Annotated in this window: 17 protein-coding genes; 6 read left to right on the forward strand and 11 right to left on the reverse strand. The window is 63.1% G+C overall.

The features are described from left to right. Positions 1-5: 5 nt before the first annotated feature. Positions 6-932 carry a Flp pilus assembly protein CpaB gene (cpaB, locus tag LB559_RS01285; protein WP_245268555.1) on the reverse strand — a complete coding sequence of 309 codons (927 nt, stop codon included), beginning with the start codon at positions 930-932 and terminating at the stop codon, positions 6-8. A 237-nt stretch (positions 933-1,169) separates the two neighbouring features. On the opposite strand from cpaB, the gene parE reads away from it, so the two are divergent. Both parE and LB559_RS01295 read left to right on the forward strand, forming a co-directional pair. Further along, positions 1,170-3,227, forward strand: a complete 2,058-nt coding sequence (gene parE / locus LB559_RS01290) for a DNA topoisomerase IV subunit B (RefSeq protein ID WP_013531965.1) — start codon at positions 1,170-1,172, stop codon at positions 3,225-3,227. A gap of 45 nt (positions 3,228-3,272) precedes the next feature. Then, a complete protein-coding gene (locus LB559_RS01295; RefSeq protein ID WP_224672891.1) occupies positions 3,273-5,339 on the forward strand; it encodes an FUSC family protein in 2,067 nt (688 codons plus the stop codon). Here the strand turns inward: LB559_RS01295 and LB559_RS01300 are convergent. Further along, positions 5,336-6,460, reverse strand: coding sequence for a DUF2336 domain-containing protein (locus LB559_RS01300; RefSeq protein WP_063167881.1), 1,125 nt, complete (start codon positions 6,458-6,460; stop codon positions 5,336-5,338). The genes LB559_RS01295 and LB559_RS01300 overlap by 4 nt on opposite strands. A gap of 150 nt (positions 6,461-6,610) precedes the next feature. Between LB559_RS01300 and LB559_RS01305 the strand changes: the two genes are divergently transcribed. Both LB559_RS01305 and LB559_RS01310 read left to right on the forward strand, forming a co-directional pair. Then, positions 6,611-7,063 carry a MaoC family dehydratase gene (locus tag LB559_RS01305; RefSeq protein ID WP_024505350.1) on the forward strand — a complete coding sequence of 151 codons (453 nt, stop codon included), beginning with the start codon at positions 6,611-6,613 and terminating at the stop codon, positions 7,061-7,063. A gap of 2 nt (positions 7,064-7,065) precedes the next feature. Then, entirely contained in the window at positions 7,066-7,947 is an 882-nt protein-coding gene (locus tag LB559_RS01310) for an HpcH/HpaI aldolase/citrate lyase family protein (protein ID WP_224673099.1), read from the forward strand. A gap of 7 nt (positions 7,948-7,954) precedes the next feature. On the opposite strand, the gene LB559_RS01315 is transcribed toward LB559_RS01310, so the two are convergent. Beyond that, a complete protein-coding gene (locus LB559_RS01315; RefSeq protein WP_224672892.1) occupies positions 7,955-8,629 on the reverse strand; it encodes a methyltransferase family protein in 675 nt (224 codons plus the stop codon). A gap of 395 nt (positions 8,630-9,024) precedes the next feature. On the opposite strand from LB559_RS01315, the gene LB559_RS01320 reads away from it, so the two are divergent. Continuing rightward, complete coding sequence (locus LB559_RS01320) at positions 9,025-9,741, forward strand: TetR/AcrR family transcriptional regulator (protein ID WP_224672893.1); 717 nt, start codon at positions 9,025-9,027, stop codon at positions 9,739-9,741. 17 nt (positions 9,742-9,758) lie between these two features. Here the strand turns inward: LB559_RS01320 and LB559_RS01325 are convergent, their stop codons facing one another. Both LB559_RS01325 and LB559_RS01330 read right to left on the reverse strand, forming a co-directional pair. Beyond that, entirely contained in the window at positions 9,759-10,367 is a 609-nt protein-coding gene (locus tag LB559_RS01325) for a flavin reductase family protein (RefSeq protein ID WP_024505354.1), read from the reverse strand. After that, a complete protein-coding gene (locus tag LB559_RS01330) occupies positions 10,368-10,952 on the reverse strand; it encodes a nitroreductase (RefSeq protein WP_024505355.1) in 585 nt (194 codons plus the stop codon). A gap of 157 nt (positions 10,953-11,109) precedes the next feature. Here LB559_RS01330 and LB559_RS01335 point away from each other — a divergent pair, with 157 nt between their 5' ends. Further along, entirely contained in the window at positions 11,110-12,072 is a 963-nt protein-coding gene (locus tag LB559_RS01335) for a hypothetical protein (protein ID WP_013531974.1), read from the forward strand. A 21-nt stretch (positions 12,073-12,093) separates the two neighbouring features. Here LB559_RS01335 and LB559_RS01340 read toward each other — a convergent pair whose 3' ends face one another. The 6 genes from LB559_RS01340 to yidD all read right to left on the reverse strand — a co-directional run bounded on the left by LB559_RS01340 (position 12,094) and on the right by yidD (position 17,289). Continuing rightward, complete coding sequence (locus LB559_RS01340) at positions 12,094-12,408, reverse strand: type II toxin-antitoxin system RelE/ParE family toxin (protein WP_224672894.1); 315 nt, start codon at positions 12,406-12,408, stop codon at positions 12,094-12,096. Beyond that, entirely contained in the window at positions 12,398-12,673 is a 276-nt protein-coding gene (locus tag LB559_RS01345; RefSeq protein ID WP_127366467.1) for a type II toxin-antitoxin system ParD family antitoxin, read from the reverse strand. The genes LB559_RS01340 and LB559_RS01345 overlap by 11 nt, the downstream gene beginning before the upstream one ends. A 104-nt stretch (positions 12,674-12,777) precedes the next feature. After that, a complete protein-coding gene (locus LB559_RS01350) occupies positions 12,778-13,716 on the reverse strand; it encodes a lysophospholipid acyltransferase family protein (RefSeq protein WP_027162581.1) in 939 nt (312 codons plus the stop codon). An 84-nt stretch (positions 13,717-13,800) separates the two neighbouring features. Continuing rightward, positions 13,801-15,777 carry a threonine--tRNA ligase gene (gene thrS / locus LB559_RS01355; protein WP_027162582.1) on the reverse strand — a complete coding sequence of 659 codons (1,977 nt, stop codon included), beginning with the start codon at positions 15,775-15,777 and terminating at the stop codon, positions 13,801-13,803. A 176-nt stretch (positions 15,778-15,953) separates the two neighbouring features. Further along, on the reverse strand, positions 15,954-16,781 hold the full coding sequence (gene blaOXA / locus LB559_RS01360; RefSeq protein WP_013531977.1) for a class D beta-lactamase: 828 nt from the start codon (positions 16,779-16,781) through the stop codon (positions 15,954-15,956). A gap of 133 nt (positions 16,782-16,914) precedes the next feature. Continuing rightward, a complete protein-coding gene (gene yidD / locus LB559_RS01365; protein ID WP_027162584.1) occupies positions 16,915-17,289 on the reverse strand; it encodes a membrane protein insertion efficiency factor YidD in 375 nt (124 codons plus the stop codon). Between the last annotated feature and the right edge of the window lie 65 nt (positions 17,290-17,354).

Raw genomic sequence — 17,354 nt, forward strand, 5'->3', positions numbered from 1 at the left:
CTGGTTTATTTCTGGTCCCGCGAAGGAACCTGGTATTCCTCGGCCTTCGTGCCGCGCGTTACGATGACCGTCTTGAACTTCGGTTTCTCCGGCTCCTTGGTGACGGCGTCGAACACCGAGCCGGCCGCGGCCTGCACATTCGAGGCGACCGATCCGCCGAAGGAGGAGATGGTGGTGACGCCGCTCTTGCCGTCAGCGCCTTCGCTGGCGGACCGAAGCGACAGCGAGAGCGTGCCGACGGTGCGGGCCAGCGCTACTTTCTGCGCGCCGTCCGTCGTCACCTCGATGGTCACCGAATTGGAAATCTGCGGCGTCGTCTGGCGCTCGTCGGCGCCCTGCCCGACGCTCAGCACCTTGGCATCGGCGACAACGATCTCGGAGGTGATGGTGGAACCGGCAGCGCCTTGCGCATTCTTGGCCACTTCCTGGATTTCGCCGGCATCGCGCGTCAGCACCACGTCAACGCGGTCACCGGGCGTGACGAAGCCGCCGACTCCGGCGATCTCGTCGGTGCGGATGGTGACCGCCCGCATTCCGGGCGTCATCATGTTGGAGAGCGTCGCGCGGCCATTCGGGCCGGACAGCTTGGTCAGCAGCACCGGTTCGTTGACCTCGATCGGCGACAGCACCACGCGGCTGCCGTCGGCGAGCAACGCATTGATGGTGGTGAAGGCGCCCTGCGGCACGGACTCTTGCGACCACGGGATTTCGCTGAGCTGCGCGCGGTCGAGCTCCATGCCGTAGCGCAACGGGGCATTCGCCACCACGATGGTCTTGAATTCGACTTTCGGCACGACAGGTGCCGGAATCGACGACGTCTTCTCTTCGGAATCGGCCTTGGCCTGGCTTTTGACCCAGAAATCCGCGGCAAAGATCGAGATCGCGCCGAAAACGGCGGCGATGCCGATCATCGATATGGCCTTGCCCCTCACGCCTAAACCCCTGATATCAGCAGTTTCTTATTTAGTTGGGCTCACGTTAGGCGGCATTGTTAAAGAATCAGGAATCCCGGGCGTTGGTATCGGATCTATTTCCGCCGGCTTGGTTATCGAATGGTTTTGGGGTAAGAGGGCCCAGATCCCCGAACGGAACAGGAACCTCGGTCGCTTGGCGCTGAAAAGCGTGGCAGTATCGCGAGGTGATTCGCAGCACCGGAACCTATGGCAGGCATGGACGACAGCAACGATCTCTTCGGCAATATGGACAAGCAGCCGCAGCCGGTGCGTACCGCTGCGCGCCCGGCGGATCCACTGGTGGTGCAAGCCACCAAGCGTCCTGCCTCGACCAAGGACGGCAGCGAGGGCTATAGCGCCGCCGACATCGAGGTGCTGGAAGGGCTGGAGCCGGTGCGCCGCCGGCCAGGCATGTATATCGGCGGCACGGACGACAAGGCGATGCACCATCTGTTCGCCGAGGTCATCGACAATTCGATGGACGAAGCGGTGGCCGGCCACGCCACCTTCATCGATGTCGAGCTTTCGGCCGACGGCTATCTCGCCGTGACCGACAATGGCCGCGGCATCCCGATCGATCCGCACCCGAAGTTCAAGAAGCCGGCGCTTGAAGTGATCATGACGACGCTGCATTCGGGCGGCAAGTTCGACTCCAAGGTTTACGAGACATCAGGCGGCCTGCATGGCGTCGGCGTATCCGTGGTCAACGCGCTGTCGGACCATCTCGAGGTCGAGGTCGCGCGGGGACGGCAACTCTATCGGCAAAAATTCTCGCGCGGCGTTCCCGTGACCGGCCTGGAACAGTTGGGCGAGGTCCACAACCGGCGCGGCACAAAGATCCGCTTCCACCCCGACGAGCAGATTTTCGGCAAGGGCGCGGCGTTCGAACCGGCGCGGCTCTACCGTATGACGCGCTCGAAAGCCTATCTGTTCGGCGGCGTCGAAATCCGCTGGACCTGCGATCCGTCGCTGATCAAGGAAAAAGACCAGACACCGGCCAAGGCGGAATTCCATTTTCCCGGCGGCCTGAAGGACTATCTCAAGGCATCGCTCGGCGACGACTTCCAGGTGACGCGCGAGATTTTCGCCGGCAAGAGCGAGAAACAGGGCGGCCATGGCTCGCTCGAATGGGCGGTGACCTGGTTCGGCGGCGACGGCTTCATCAATTCCTACTGCAACACCATCCCGACCGGCGAAGGCGGCACCCACGAGGCCGGCTTCCGGAACGTTCTGACGCGGGGCCTGCGCGCCTATGCCGACCTCGTCGGCAACAAGCGCGCCTCGATCGTCACCTCGGAAGACGTCATGATCTCGGCGGCGGGCATGCTGTCGGTGTTCATCCGCGAGCCGGAATTCGTCGGACAGACCAAGGACAGGCTGGCGACGATCGAGGCAATTCGAATTGTCGAGACCGCGATCCGCGATCCGTTCGACCATTGGCTGGCCGACAACCCGCAGGAAGCCTCGAAGCTGCTCGAATGGGTGATCGCACGCGCCGACGAGCGGGTGCGCCGGCGCCAGGAAAAAGAGGTGTCGCGCAAGAGCGCGGTGCGCAAATTGCGGCTGCCGGGCAAGCTCGCCGATTGCACGCAGAATGCCGCGGCCGGTGCAGAACTGTTCATCGTCGAAGGCGACTCGGCCGGCGGCTCGGCCAAGCAGGCGCGCGACCGCGCCAGCCAGGCCGTGCTGCCATTGCGCGGCAAAATCCTCAACGTCGCCAGCGCCGGCAACGATAAGCTGGCGGCCAACCAACAGATTTCGGACCTGATCCAGGCGCTCGGCTGCGGTACGCGTTCGAAGTACCGCGATGAGGATCTGCGCTACGACCGCGTGATCATCATGACCGACGCCGATGTCGACGGCGCCCATATCGCCTCGCTGCTGATCACCTTCTTCTATCAGGAGATGCCGGCGCTGGTGCGTGGCGGCCATCTCTATCTCGCCGTGCCGCCGCTTTACTCGATCAGGCAAGGCGGCAAGGTCGCCTATGCCCGAGACGACGCCCACAAGGACGAGCTCCTGCGCACCGAATTCACCGGGCGCGGCAAGGTGGAACTGGGCCGCTTCAAGGGTCTGGGCGAGATGATGGCCGCCCAGCTCAAGGAAACCACCATGGATCCGAGGAAGCGAACGCTGCTCAGGATCGATGTAATCGACGCCGAGACGGCGACCAAGGACGCCGTCGATGCGTTGATGGGCACGAAGCCGGAGGCCCGCTTCCGGTTCATCCAGGAACGCGCCGAATTCGCCGAGACGGAAGTGCTGGATATCTAGCCGCCAGTCGGTCCATAACAAGGCTCCAGTTGCGGAGACGAGCATGTGACCAGGACGCGGCTGAAAGGCTATTTCGAGACGAGTTTAGCCGGGTTGACGCAGCCGACGCGCTCCGACTGGATCTTTGCCTTGCGCACCGTTTCAGCCGGCTTGATCGCGCTGCTGGCAGCCTATGCGCTGAAGCTCGACCATCCGCAATGGGCCATGATGACGGTGTTCATCGTCGCCCAGCCGGTTGCCGGCATGGTGCTGGCGAAGGGCTTCTACCGGCTGCTGGGCACGCTGGTCGGCGGCATCGCCGCGATCGGCATCACCACCGTTTTTGGCACCAACCCCTGGGTGCTGGTGACTGTGCTTGCCATCTGGATCGGCATCTGCACCTTCGTCTCGTCGCTGCTGCGCAATCCGGAAGCCTATGGCGCCGCCCTGGCCGGCTACACCGCAATGATCATCGGCCTGCCCGCTTTCGGACAGCCGCATCTCGTCGTCGACCTCGCTGTCGCGCGCTGTGCCGAGATCGTGCTCGGCATCGTCTGCGCCGGCCTGACCAGCCGGCTGATCCTGCCAAAACTGGCCAGCGACGCCATCGTCTCGCGCCTGAAACGCTGCATCCTCGATCTTGCCACCTATGCCGGCGGTGCGTTCTCCGGCGGCGACCCGGCAACGCTGTCCGCGCTGCACCGAAAGCTGGTCACGGATGCCCAGACGCTCGGCGAGATGCGCGCCTATGCCAGGCTCGAGGCGCCGAGCTTCGCGCCGCGCGCCCATCCGGTCCGGCGCACCATCGGACAACTGCTCTCGGCGTTGTCGGCGGCACGTGCGTTGCATTCGCATGCCGCTCCGAAGAATGCGGCGCTCATTCCGGTGCGTTCGGAGTTGCAGGCCCTTGTCGGTGAAATGGCTGCGAAGCCCGGCGCGCTGGACGACACCACGCCTTGGGTGGCGCGGCTCGACACCATCTCGGCCAAGGCCCGGCAAATGCCCGATGCCTCGACCGACCAAGGCGACGACAGGGTCGGCACGATCACCCGCCTGACCATTGCCGCCGATTTCGCCGATGCGCTCAAGCAGGTGCTGCGCGGCCTCGATGCCCTGCGTGCGCCTGCCACGCGCCCGGCCAGGGGCAGCAGGCAGCCTGCGCTGGTGGTGCATCGCGATTACGCCGGCGCATCGCGCAACGCGGTGCGCGCTGCCCTTGCGACGCTGCTGGTCGCGGCCTTCTGGTTGACGACGAAATGGTCGGAAGCCGCCGGCACGGTCATTCTCGTTGCCGTCGTATCGAGCCTGTTTGCTGCTCGCCCCGACCCAGTGCAGGTCGCCTGGGGCTTCTTCAAGGGAACCCTGCTGGCGCTGCCGTTTGCCTTTCTCGTCGGCCAGATCGCATTGCCTGCCCTGCCCGGCTTCGGCTGGTTCATGCTGTTTGTCGTGCCGATCCTGGTGCCGACGGCGCTGGCCATGGCCAATCCACGCTACGTCGGCGTGGCGACGGCTTTCGCCATCAACTTTCTCGCCTTCCTCAGTCCGCACCAGGCGATGATCTACGATCCCGGGCCCTTCTTTGCCGGTTCGGCGTCGATCCTGGTCGGCATCCTGCTGGCGATCGGTGTCTTCATCGTCGTGCTGCCGGCCGATCCATGGCTCGCGGCCAACCGCATCGTGCGCGCCATGCGTGAGGATCTGGCGCGGCTTTGCCTGCATGAGCGGGTGCCGAGGCGGTCGGCCTTCGAGAGCCTCGCCTACGACCGCATCAACCAATTGATGCCGCTGGTGCAGAATGCCGGTCAGAAAGGCGATGCGGTTCTGGGCGGCGGCGTCGCCGCCGTCACCGTCGGCCTGGAGGTCCTTCGGCTGCGCGATGCGAGCCAAAGCCATGCCATCCCATCCGAGACCGCGCTTTCGATCGCCAACTTCCTGAGAGGGCTGGCGCGCGAACTGCTCTTCCGCGCCCCCGGCGATCCGCAGACATCCACTGTCACCGTCGCCCGGCAATATGCGGCTGGTATTGCCCAGCGAAACGGTACCGGGGAATTGCTGCAGATCGCGGCATCGCTGCGCATCATCGCCGCCGCGATGGAGGATTTTCCGGATTTTTTCGCCAGGGATAAAGGCTAGGCGGCCGCTATCGCCAGCGCGTGGCCGCGTGCGTTTTCGCGCAGCGCGTCGAGATGGATCGATTTGACCAAGGCGGCGAGATCACCCTCGGCGGATTGACCGCCCACTTCCTTGAGCATCAGCCAGCTTACCTCCTGCACACCGGCGACGCGCTTGCCGTTGGCGACCTCGCGCCAGATCTTCAGCGCACGCAGGATGATGGCGTGCGTGGCGCCGGCGAGCCCGGCGCTGCGGAACAATGCCTGCAAGGCCACGTCGTGCCCGCCGGCCAGCAGCGCCCTAACCCTTTGTTCGGACTGCTGGCTGAGCGCAACCAGTGCCGAGCCGAAGAAATCGACCTTGCCATGCGCGATGGTGCGGATGAGGAAGCTCGCGGTGAGGTCGCCACGCAGCCTGAGATGCTCGATCAGGGCCGCATGTTCTTCCGTGCGCGTGCCTTCGATCAGCGTCACCGAAGCCTTGACGCAGGCGTCGCGCATGACGCGGTCGGCTCGCGCCGCGCCCATCATCGCCATCACCAGTGGCGACGTTTTCAGCATTTCGCCAAGCTTGACGAGCAGCATATGCCGGCAGTCGGCCGGCAGCCTGACATCCGATATCAGCGCCTCGCGCACCAGCGGCAGGTGCCCATGCCGTTCGGCCATGCGGCGGAAGCTGAGCGAGGCGATGTCGGCGCCGCTGTTGGCGAGCAGCACGGCGCAGGCGTCCGCCTCGCCGATCTCGGCGATGGCCGCCGACAGCGCCATCGAGACGAGCGGCCGGTCTGCGATCAGTTTTTGCGTCGCCTTCGGACTCGAAGCCACGCGGTTGATCAGGTCGGCGTCGGTGAGCAGCGGCGAGCGCGCCAGCACCACGCCGGCGACTTCCGGCTGGTCGGAGGCCAGCACGCTGATGATCTGCATTGGCGCGTGTTGGCTCATCGACAGCGCCTCGGCCATCGCCAGCCGCACCTTTGACGAGGCATCGTCGAGCAACAGTGTCAGCGCCGCCTCTGCGGCGCAGCGGTCCTCGAAGGGCAATTCGGAATTGATGTAGGCTCGGGCCAGAGCGCTCGCCGCCGCGGCGCGCTCCGACACCTTGGCCGTGTAGATCCACTTCAGGAAATGCGAAACAACAACCATGCCCGCCTGCTACGCCCCTTGCCGGAAGGTTCCGACCCCACTGACGACCGTAGGCAGAATTGGTTTACGAACCGTTCACCATGTTTATTAACTGGCTTGCGAGGCTGATTTGCAGCGCCTATCAACCGTCAAGCACCTGAGGAGAAAGAAATGGCCGGACTTTATCTCGAAGAGTTCGTCGTCGGCCATGTCTTCCAGCACACGCTGCGCAAGACCGTTACCGAAAGCGACAACATGCTGTTTTCGGTGATGACGCTGAACCCGCAGCCGCTGCACATCGACTTCGATTTCGCCGCCAGGAGCGAATGGGGCAAGCCGCTGGTCAATTCGCTGTTCACGCTTGGGCTGATGATCGGCATTTCGGTCAATGACATCACCGTCGGCACCACGGTGGCCAATCTCGGCATGAAGGAAACCGTGTTTCCACATCCGGTCTTCCATGGCGATACCGTTCGCGTCGAAACGACAGTCATCTCGGTGCGCGAGTCCAGGTCGAAGCCCGATCGCGGCATCGTCGAATTCGAGCATCGCGCCTACAATCAGCATGGCGATCTCGTCGCCAAATGCACCAGGCAAGCGATGATGCTGAAGAAGGCGGCCTGATCATGCGCTCGCTGCTGTTCGTCCCCGGTGACTCCGAGAGGAAGCTGGAAAGGGGTTTTGGTGCCGGCGCCGACGTGGTCATCGTCGACCTCGAGGATTCCGTGGCGCCGCACAACAAGGCGCTGGCGCGCGTCGTAGCGGCGCGCTTCATCCTGGAACGCCGGGCACAAACGACTTCCGCCATCTATGTCAGGGTCAATGACCTCGCGACCGGGCTGACGGATGACGATCTGGCGGCGCTGGTTCCGGCGAAACCCGACGGCATCATGCTGCCCAAGTCGAACGGCGGCCAGGATGTGCAGCACCTGTCGGCAAAACTCAGGGTGCGCGAGGCCGAAAACGGCCTGGCCGACGGCGCGATCAAGATCCTGCCGATCATCACCGAAACGCCGGCAGGCGTGCTGGCGGCGGCAACCTATGCCGGGACCAGCGCGCGGCTTGCCGGGCTCACCTGGGGCGCGGAAGACCTGTCGGCGGCGCTCGGCGCGCGCAGCGCCCGCGACGAGCATGGCCGCTACACGGACGTGTTCCGTCACGCTCGCACCATGACCATACTCGCCGCCGGTGCGGCGGAGGTCGCGGCGATCGACACCGTCTTCCCGAATTTTCGCGACATGGCGGCCTTCGCCGCGGAGTGCGCCGAGGCCGAACGCGATGGCTTCACCGGCAAGATGGCGATCCACCCCGATCAGGTGCCGGTCATCAACGCAGCCTTCACGCCGTCGGCCGAGGCGGTGAGACAATCGGCGGCAATCGTTGCTGCGTTCGCGGCAGCGGGAAGCCCCGGCGTCGTCGCTATCGACGGCAAGATGTTCGACCGCCCGCACCTGCGGCTGGCCGAGCGGCTTCTGGCGCGGGCAAAGGCGGCAGGTGTTTCCGCCTGAGCGCCTGCTACCAAACCAATGGAATCAGGCGGTAACGGACCCGGGCCACATAGTCGTCATAGCCGCGCAGACCGGCGCGAAGCGTTTTCTCTTCGATGAAGGTGCGGATGGCCAAGAGAACGACGAGCACGAGCACCGACGCCAGCCCCCACCAGGAACCAAGCAGAAGTGCCGTGCCGGCGAAGAAGAGGATGGCGCCGGCATACATAGGATGGCGGACGTAGCTGTAAGGCCCGGTGGAGATCACACGTTGTCCGCGTTCGTCCTGGATCTTGACCACGGGCGCCGCAAAACTGTTCTCCAGCATCGTCAGATAGCAGATCCAGATTCCGAGCAGCAGGACCAGTGCGCCGACCACCTGCACCCAGACGGGAACCGCCGACCAGCCGAAACGAACGTCGAATCCCATGAATATCTGAGAACCAAAGATGGCGAGCAGAAGTATGGACAGCAGCACCTTGTCGGCCGCGTCCTGATTCTTCTGGATGGGAGAGCTCAGCCGCTCATTCATCAGACCGGGATCGCGCCTCGCCAGCGCCACGCCCAAGGTGAGACTGAGGCCCACCATCCCCACCAGATAGACCCAGGCCCCCGGCCAATGCAGCGTGCCGGCCGACAGGAAGAGCAAGGCGCCCATGACGACGAACCAGACGAATGTCTGAAGAACCAATTTCGCGATCATGATCGACCTGCCTTGATATCCGCTGATGATTGGTATTTTAGACCATTGGTCTACCATACAGACTACTGGTCTATAGTTCAAGCGAACCTTCGACCCGAGGCTCCGAACTCCAGCTTAACAAAAGGCTTGCAGCAGTCGGTTGTGTTGGCCGCTTTTGCCGGGCAGCCTCCGTGATAGGAATTTTTTCTTGACTCGGTGATCTCAGCTATGGTACATTTTTGCCCATGGTGCTGATTTGCGCCAGTGACCCGCCGCACAGGCGGGTTTTCGTTTGATGCTCCGTCAGCCAACGCGCAAGCGGAGACTCCGAAGGGACCCGTTAACCCGAAATCCGTTGCCCTGGCTGCCGACGTCGGGACTGGACGGGAGCAGCCATCACGTGCAGAAAGTTCGTCATGCCCCGTGTCATCAAGCATCCAGAACTCAGGCGAGAAGAACTTCTGGATCATGCCCAGACCCTGTTCCTGACCCAGGGCTATGACAAAGCGAGCCTCAATGACGTGATTGCGTCCGCCGGCATCTCGAAGGGTGCTTTCTATCATTACTTCCCCTCCAAGGAGGCTCTCCTGGAGGCATTGGCCGATCGCTTTGCAAGACAGGCACTGGCTGGGGTCCAGGACATACTCCACGATCCCGGCCTCGACCCGCTTGGCCGCCTGAATGGCCTGCTCAGCCAGTCGCGGCGGGCCAAGATCGAAACCGCGCCGGAAGCTTGGGCTCTTTTCGAGACGATGTTCCGGCCTGAGAATCTGGTGCTTTTCCACCGTATCAATCTGGCCGCCAGCGCGTCGTTTTCACCGCTGCTGGTCAAGGTCATCAGGCAAGGAATCGAAGACGGCACTTTCAGGACCTTCGATCCGGAAGGTGTCGCCGACATCGTCATGCAATTCGGCATGGCCACGCGTGATGTCGTGGCCAAGGCCATTGCCGGCGGCAGCGACGCCGACATGGAGGCCGCGATCGAAGTCCTGGAGAAACGCGTCAGGCTCTACGAGATCGCCCTCGACCGCATACTGGGCCTGCCCGATGGAAGCATTCGGATCGGCGAGCCCGGCTATGTGCGCACCGTCATGACCGCCAGGCGGCGAACGAGTGCCGGCAAGGCGCGGTAGCTGGCCGAGCCTGATATCTAGTCCTTGTCCCAGCGCGGCCGGCGCATCGAAAACACCTCGTCGACGCTGGCATAGTCCATATAGCCGAGACGAGCGACATTGCCGGCCTTGGTGATGTCGAACAGGCCGTCCGTCAGGAAGGCGTCGTCGATATGCACGCCGACCACTTCACCGGCGACGATGACGGCACTTGTCGGCGACCCGTCCAGGGCCTTTGGCCGAAAAACTTCAGTCACCCGGCATTCGAGCGCGGCCGGCGCTGCCGCCACGCGCGGCGGGGCGACCAGGCGCGACGGCGCCATGGCAAGATCGGCATAGACGAACTCATTGACGCCGCGCGGAGCATTGACCGACGTGCGGTTCATCTTCTCCGCGAGATCGCGGCTGACCAGATTGGCGACGAACTCGCCGGTTTCCTGGGCGAAGGAGGCGCTGTCCTTCTCGCCTTCGGAGGAGAACCAGACGATGAAAGGCCGCGTCGAAACGGCATTGAAGAAGGAATATGGCGCGAGGTTGATCTCACCAGCCCTGTTCAGCGTCGAAATCCAGCCGATCGGACGCGGCGCCACGATCGCCTTCGAAGGGTCGTGCGGCAGGCCGTGGCCCTTTGAAGGCTCGTAGAACATTCAGCCGACCCACGGCCCCGAATAGTCACTGTACAGCTTTGCCGGATCGGGCCGGGGCCGCTCCGGCGCCGGGCCGGCATAGGAGCCGATATGGATGAAGCCGATGACCCGCTCCTGCGGCGCCAGCCCCAGCAGTGCCCTGCCCTCCGGCACATCCGAATACCAGTTGCTGATCATGTTGGTGCCAAAGCCCAGCGCGTTGGCTGATATCATCAGGTTCATCGCCGCCATGCCGCCCGACAGGAACATTTCCCATTGCGGGATTTTTGGATTCTCCCTGGGGACAGATACGACGCCGATCACCAGCGGTGCGCGCGAGAACCGCGCCAGTTCCTGATTGCGGCGGCCCTCCGTCAATGGGCCCTCCCGCTGCTCGGCAAGTGCTGCCAGTTGCCTGCCGATCTCGACGCGGGCGTCGCCACGGTAGAGGATGAAGCGCCAGGGCTCCAACCGGCCATGATCGGGCACCCGGGAGGCAGCAGTGATCATTGTCGCGATCTCCGCATCGCTCGGCGCCGGCTCCTTCAGATCTGGAATCGGTGCGGAGTTTCGGGTCAGCAGGAAGTCGATGATCGGCGACGCCATGGGCGCAAGTCTCCTGGACATTCTGTTTTGAGCTGAAGCGCACCATCGGGGATTCGGGCGGCTCGGGCATTGGCGCGGGATACGTCGGACGGAAGAGTCGTATCGGTCGGACTCTTAAGCCTTGAAATTGCCACCGCCATGGGCTTCAACGCAAGGCATGTTTGAGGGGACTGTCCGTCTTTTCCTGGTCTGGCTCGGCGCCCTGCTGTTCATGGCGCCGGTTTCGTTCGCCATGGCGCAGAATGTCGACGGAGTCAGCGACCTGAAGCTTCCGGGAATTTCGAGCTACGCGACGCCGAAAGGCGAGACGTCACTGGCGCTGAGCGGCGGCGGTGCCATCACACTCTCTGCCCAGTTGACCGACAAGGGTTCCGACATCACGCGCGGCATCGTCTGGCGGGTCTTCAAGCCGGAAGCCGTCAACGGCAAATTGCCGATGGTCGCCTCCTCGCATGGCGGCACCGCCGTCTTTCAACTCGAACCCGGCAGCTATCTGGTTCACGCCTCCTACGGCCGGGCCGGCGCCACCAAACGCATCACTGTCGGCAAGGACGCCAAGCGCGAAAGCCTCGTGCTCGATGCCGGCGGCCTCAAGCTCGACGCCGTGCTGTCCGGCGGCGTGCGCATTCCACCGAAGAAGCTGCGCTTTTCGATCTACGAGGGCACTGCCGAGGCCAATGGCGACCGCGCGCTGATCATTCCCGATGTCGAGCCCAACAGCGTCGTGCGGCTCAACGCCGGCATCTACCATGTCGTCTCGACCTATGGCGCGGTCAATGCAGTCATTCGCTCCGACATCCGCGTCGAGGCCGGCAAGCTGACCGAAGCCACCGTCGAGCATCACGCCGCCGAGATCACGATGAAGTTGGTGCGCGAAACCGGTGGCGAGGCGATCGCCGACACGTCCTGGTCACTGCTCAACGAGTCCGGCGATCCGATCAAGGAAACCGTCGGCGCTTTCGCCTCGATGGTGCTGGCCGAGGGCGACTACACCATCATCGCCAAGAACCGCGACCGCATCTACCAGAAGGATTTTACGGTCGTGGCCGGGCAGAACCAGGAAATCGAGGTTCTGGCCACCGAGGCCGCGGCGATGGATCCTGAAGAAGGCGCGGATTAGTTCGCAATTCCACCAGAAGAATCAGGTGTCTGCGTCATCCTCTGAACCAGCAGGATAATCCTGTCCGCCGTAGAGCACGCGCAGGATGACCACGGTGTCACCGTCGACCCGGAAAATGATCGACACGCGGCGTTCAAAGCCGACGATGCGGACGCCGGGGCCAACGGTGTCGCGCACGGTCCCGCGCTCCGGGAAGTTGGACAGCGCCATGCACGCGGCCTCTATGCGGTCGACATAGTCGTCGGCACGTCTGCTCCCGCTGTCGTTTTCGATGTAGTCGTAGATGGCGAAGAGGTCGGCTTGAGCCGCCGGTCTGAAGACGACCTTATGTGTCACGCTTGGAGGCCTTCATGCGATCCGCATGATGGGCGCGCAGCGCTTTGAAGACGTCTTCTGCCGGGATGTCCGGACGCGGGTCGTCAAGGGCTTCCTGGACCTTGGCGCGCATGATCGCGGTGATGGTCTGCTCTTCGCGGTCGAGGGCGCGCAGCGCGGCGCGCATGACCTCGCTGGCGGAGTCGTAGGCACCCGACGCCAGGCGTACGTCAACGCTGGCCTGCTGGCGGCCGAGGGTCACGGTGATCGGTTTGCTGGTTCTCATGGCAAGCTCTTTCCTTGCCCAATATAGCGCATGACATTACAGTGTCATACTATTTTTCTCAACGGCCAGCCAAGACTCGGCCCTGTGAGCCGGACGTTTATTGTTCAAGCCGCCAGCTCGGTCCGCGCCGGCAGGAACGGGATCCGGCGGCGTGGCAAAGCTGGCGCCAGGTCGAACACGCCGCGATAGAGGCGGTCGAGCAAGGCCTTGCGGTCGCGCAACGGCTCCAGTTCGCTCCAGCTCAGCACATCGCCGACGCGCACGTCGATCGCCTTGCCCGACAGCCGCGCGAATTCGTGGATGAGCAGCGACGTGCGCAGCGTCAGCGAGGCCTTGCCGACGAACTTGGCCACCCGGCCGTCGCGCTCGGCCATGTTCATCGGCCCGCTGACAAGATGGAACAGCCTGCCGTTCTGCCCGGAAAAATGCATCGGGATGACCGACGCCCTGGCGTCCTGGACGAGGCGGGCCGGAAACATCTTCCACGGCAGATCGCGCGCCCGGCCAAAACCCTTTGGCGCGGTGGCGACACCGCCGGCCGGAAATACCACGATGGTGACGCCCTCTTTCAGCAGGCGCACCGCTTCATGGCGCACGGCCATGTTGTTCTTCAGCGCATCCTTGGTCTCCGAAAAGTCGATCGGCAGCGAATAAGGCTCCATCTCGCGGATCTTGAGCAGATCCTTGTGGATCATCACCCGGAACGGACGGCCGAGCTGCTCGGCCAGCGACAGCACGGCGATACCGTCACCGATGCCGAACGGATGATTGGCGACGATCACCAGCGGCGTGTCCGGCAATTGCGCGGGTGGCCACTGATCAGCGGTCCGCACCCGCACGTCGATCAGGTCGAGCATGCGGCTGAACACGCGTTCGCCGGTCGGCACGATCTGGCGGCGCCAGAAATCATAAAGTGCTGTGTAGCGGTCGCGGCCCGACAAGCCTTCGACCGAATGTATGAACCAGCGCGTCAGCGCCGGCTGGCGCGGATTGGCATAGGAAAGCTCGGGAAAGGGTCGTTCGCGCAATTTCAACTTGAGCATAGGGGCTCGTTACAAGATAGGCGTGACAGGGATATGAAAATGGCGGTGGATCGCTCCACCGCCATTTGGTCGAAATTATGCCAATCAGGCCGCGCGTTTGCGCCGGCGGTCGGGTGTAACAGCTTCCTCGGTCAGTTGCGCGATCGCCTGGTCAAGGCCAAGCGATTCCTGGTCGCGCGAGCCCAGTCGGCGCATGTTGACCGTCTGCTCTTCCGCTTCGCGCTTGCCGCAGACGAGGATGACCGGAACCTTGGCCAGGCTGTGCTCGCGGACCTTGTAGTTGATCTTCTCGTTGCGCAGATCCGCTTCCGCCAACAGCCCAGCGGCCTTCAGCTTTGCCACCACCTCGGTCGCATAGTCGTCGGCATCCGACGTGATCGTCGCCACCACCACTTGCAGCGGCGCGAACCACAGCGGGAAATGGCCGGAATAGTTCTCGATCAGGATGCCGAGGAAGCGCTCCATCGAGCCGCAGATGGCGCGGTGAACCATGACAGGCTGCTTCTTCTCGGAATCCGAGCCGATATAGAAGGCGCCAAACCGCTCCGGCAGGTTGAAATCGACCTGCGTCGTGCCGCACTGCCATTCGCGGCCGATGGCATCCTTCAGCACATATTCGAATTTCGGCCCGTAGAAGGCGCCCTCACCCGGATTGATCGAGGTCTTGATGCGATTGCCGGACCGTGTCCTGATCGTCTCCAGCACGCCGCCCATGATCGCCTCGGCGTGATCCCACGCCTCGTCGGTACCGACGCGTTTGTCCGGCCGCGTCGACAGCTTGACGCTGATTTCGTCGAAACCGAAATCAGCATAGGTCGACAGGATCAGATCGTTGATGCGCAGGCATTCCGCCGCCAGCTGCTCTTCGGTGCAGAAGATGTGCGCATCGTCTTGCGTAAAACCGCGCACACGCATCAGCCCGTGCAGCGCGCCGGATGGTTCGTAACGGTGGACGTTGCCGAATTCTGCAAGTTTGACAGGCAGATCGCGATAAGACTTCAACCCATGCTTGAAAATCTGCACATGGCCCGGGCAGTTCATCGGCTTCAGAGCGAAGATCCGGTCGTCATCGGTATCGTCGCCGGCCACCGTCACCTTGAACATGGCGTCGCGATACCATCCCCAATGGCCTGACGTCTCCCACAGGCTCTTGTCGAGAACCTGCGGCGCGTTGACCTCCTGATAGCCCTGCTCGTCGAGGCGGCGGCGCATGTAGTTGACCAGGTTCTGGAACATCTTCCAGCCCTTGGCGTGCCAGAAGACGACGCCAGGCCCCTCTTCCTGGAAATGGAACAGGTCCATCTCGCGGCCGATCTTCCTGTGGTCGCGCTTCTCGGCCTCCTCCAGCATCGTCTGATAGGCTTCGAGCTGCGCCTGATCAGCCCAGGCCGTGCCGTAGATGCGGGTCAGCATCGGATTGTTCGAATCGCCGCGCCAATAGGCGCCGGCCACCTTCATCAGTTTGAAGGCGTTGCCGATCTGCCCCGTCGAGGCCATGTGCGGGCCACGGCAAAGGTCGAACCAGTCGCCCTGCGCGTAGATCTTGAGATCCTGATCCTCGGGAATGGCGTCGATCAGCTCCAGCTTGTAGCGTTCGCCCTTGTCGGCAAACACTTTCTTCGCCTTGTCGCGCGACCAGACTTCCTTGGTGAACGGCTTGTTGCGCGAAATGATCTCGCGCATCTTCTTCTCGATCACGGGAAAATCGTCAGGCGTGAACGGCTCGTTGCGGGCGAAGTCGTAGTAAAACCCGTTCTCGATCACCGGCCCGATGGTCACCTGCGTTCCCGGCCACAATTCCTGCACGGCTTCCGCCAACACATGTGCGGCGTCGTGACGGATCAGTTCGAGTGCGCGCGGGTCGTCGCGGGTGACGATCTCGACCTTGCCGGATTTGCCAAGCGGATCGCTGAGATCGCGGACGGTGCCGTCGATCGCATAGGCGACCGCCTTCTTGGCCAGCGATTTCGAGATCGATTCGGCGAGGCCCGCACCGGTCATCGCCGCATCGTATTCGCGGACGGAGCCATCGGGAAATGTCAGGGAAACGGAATTCAGCATGTATATCTCCTATCCAGTCCCGCAAACGAGCGCGGGTGGTTGAAATGCATGTCCCCCAAAAGTGTGTGGGCGATTTTGGGGTTACGACATGCAAAGAGTAGGCCGGATGCGTCCGGCAGCGGCTGTCTTTTATGGACAGATTCCGCCGCCGTAAAGCCCGGCTCAAATGTCAGACTTCATTTGATGAGCAGCGGCAGGTCCTTCAGGAACGCGGCCCGGGTCTTGAGGCCTTTGGGCATATCGGTCCGATCGGTGTCGACGACAAGGCGCGCAAAGACGATCTGGCGGCCATCCTTGTTCGCCCAGCCGACGAACCACCCAAGCGAGCGCTTGTCCTGAACCTTGTCGGCATCGTTGCGCAGCCTGGTGCTTCCGGTCTTGCCCTGCACCGTCCAGCCTCCGGCCTGGAAGGTCGGGATGATGGCTGATGTCATGTCGTAGGCCCTGGCCGAGACAGGCAGCTTGCGGGCCAGCAGCTTGCGCAGGAAATCGACCTGCTCGACCGGCGTGATCTTGAGCGAGGAGTTTATCCAGGATTGGGTCAAACCATCATTCTTGCCGGGATTGCCGGAAACATCGGCATTGCCGTAGCCGAATTTGGAGACATAGCCAGCCAATTTTTCCGGCCCGAGCCGACTGGTGATTTCACGGGAGAACCAGACGATCGAATCCCGTTCCCAGATCACCGGATCGACGGTCTTCTGGTCCCGCTTCACCGCCTTGAACTCCGGCTTGTAGTCCCACGCCGGCGTATGCTCGTCGCTCAGTATCCCGCTGTCATAGCCGATCAGCGACAGCGGCACCTTGAACGTCGAGGCCGGGCTGAACCGCTGGTCGCACACTCCGTCCTGGTAAAGCGTCTTGCCGCTCGCCGCATCGGCGATCACCGTGCACTGCAAATCCCCCAGCGGCGCCGATTGCGCGCGCAACGGAAATCCCAGCAGCCAGGCGAGCAGGAACAGAATCCCGGCAAAGATGAAGGGAAGACGGTCGAAATTTCGCATTTTCTGCTCGCTCCAGAAGGGGGTTCGCGAGCGGCTTAGCGGGGTCTCTTGTCTCGATTTTGTCTCAAATGCGCAGTCTTTGTGCAGGCTGTTGTTAACCCTACCGGATCGTAAACCTGCTCTCCCCCGGCCATCATTCCTGCGCTTTGCCGCGCTTGCTGCCGATCCGCCAGTACCGCCAGGGCATGAACCAGAGATAGCGATCCGCAAGCGCCTCCGGCACCAGGTCTATGCCATGCGTGCCGAATGGCCCGCAGCGCAGCACGCGGAAGAATCCCATCCAGCCGCCGGCCCACAGGCCATGGCGGGCGATCGCCTCATGCGCATATTCCGAACAGGTCGGCAGATGCCGGCAGGAATTGCCGACAAAGCCCGACAGCGTCAGCTGGTAGAGGCGCACGAGCGACGTGCCGAGGAGACGGCCTGGCGTCTTGCGCCAGGGGCCGGGCCAGTTGCGGCCGCGTTTTTGCGACCCGTCTATATGCGCATGCCCATGCTGGTCGCGCACCACAGTCTCCGTATCGCGTTTCCCAGGCGATAGATGTGGACTTCCGCCGGAGAACGCAATCCCCG

The organism is Mesorhizobium sp. BR1-1-3 (assembly GCF_020165455.1).
GTDB lineage: Bacteria > Pseudomonadota > Alphaproteobacteria > Rhizobiales > Rhizobiaceae > Mesorhizobium > Mesorhizobium ciceri.

Bases quoted from the DNA above. Each gene is read 5' to 3' on its own strand.
- LB559_RS01300 (WP_063167881.1), bottom strand. From the start codon at position 6,460: ATGGTTGTTGTTTCGCATTTCCTGAAGTGGATCTACACGGCCAAGGTG.
- blaOXA (WP_013531977.1), bottom strand. From the start codon at position 16,781: ATGCGAAATTTCGACCGTCTTCCCTTCATCTTTGCCGGGATTCTGTTC.
- LB559_RS01320 (WP_224672893.1), top strand. From the start codon at position 9,025: ATGCCCCGTGTCATCAAGCATCCAGAACTCAGGCGAGAAGAACTTCTG.
- thrS (WP_027162582.1), bottom strand. From the start codon at position 15,777: ATGCTGAATTCCGTTTCCCTGACATTTCCCGATGGCTCCGTCCGCGAA.
- LB559_RS01305 (WP_024505350.1), top strand. From the start codon at position 6,611: ATGGCCGGACTTTATCTCGAAGAGTTCGTCGTCGGCCATGTCTTCCAG.
- LB559_RS01310 (WP_224673099.1), top strand. From the start codon at position 7,066: ATGCGCTCGCTGCTGTTCGTCCCCGGTGACTCCGAGAGGAAGCTGGAA.
- LB559_RS01325 (WP_024505354.1), bottom strand. From the start codon at position 10,367: ATGTTCTACGAGCCTTCAAAGGGCCACGGCCTGCCGCACGACCCTTCG.
- parE (WP_013531965.1), top strand. From the start codon at position 1,170: ATGGACGACAGCAACGATCTCTTCGGCAATATGGACAAGCAGCCGCAG.
- LB559_RS01330 (WP_024505355.1), bottom strand. From the start codon at position 10,952: ATGGCGTCGCCGATCATCGACTTCCTGCTGACCCGAAACTCCGCACCG.
- LB559_RS01315 (WP_224672892.1), bottom strand. From the start codon at position 8,629: ATGATCGCGAAATTGGTTCTTCAGACATTCGTCTGGTTCGTCGTCATG.
- LB559_RS01350 (WP_027162581.1), bottom strand. From the start codon at position 13,716: ATGCTCAAGTTGAAATTGCGCGAACGACCCTTTCCCGAGCTTTCCTAT.
- LB559_RS01345 (WP_127366467.1), bottom strand. From the start codon at position 12,673: ATGAGAACCAGCAAACCGATCACCGTGACCCTCGGCCGCCAGCAGGCC.
- LB559_RS01335 (WP_013531974.1), top strand. From the start codon at position 11,110: ATGTTTGAGGGGACTGTCCGTCTTTTCCTGGTCTGGCTCGGCGCCCTG.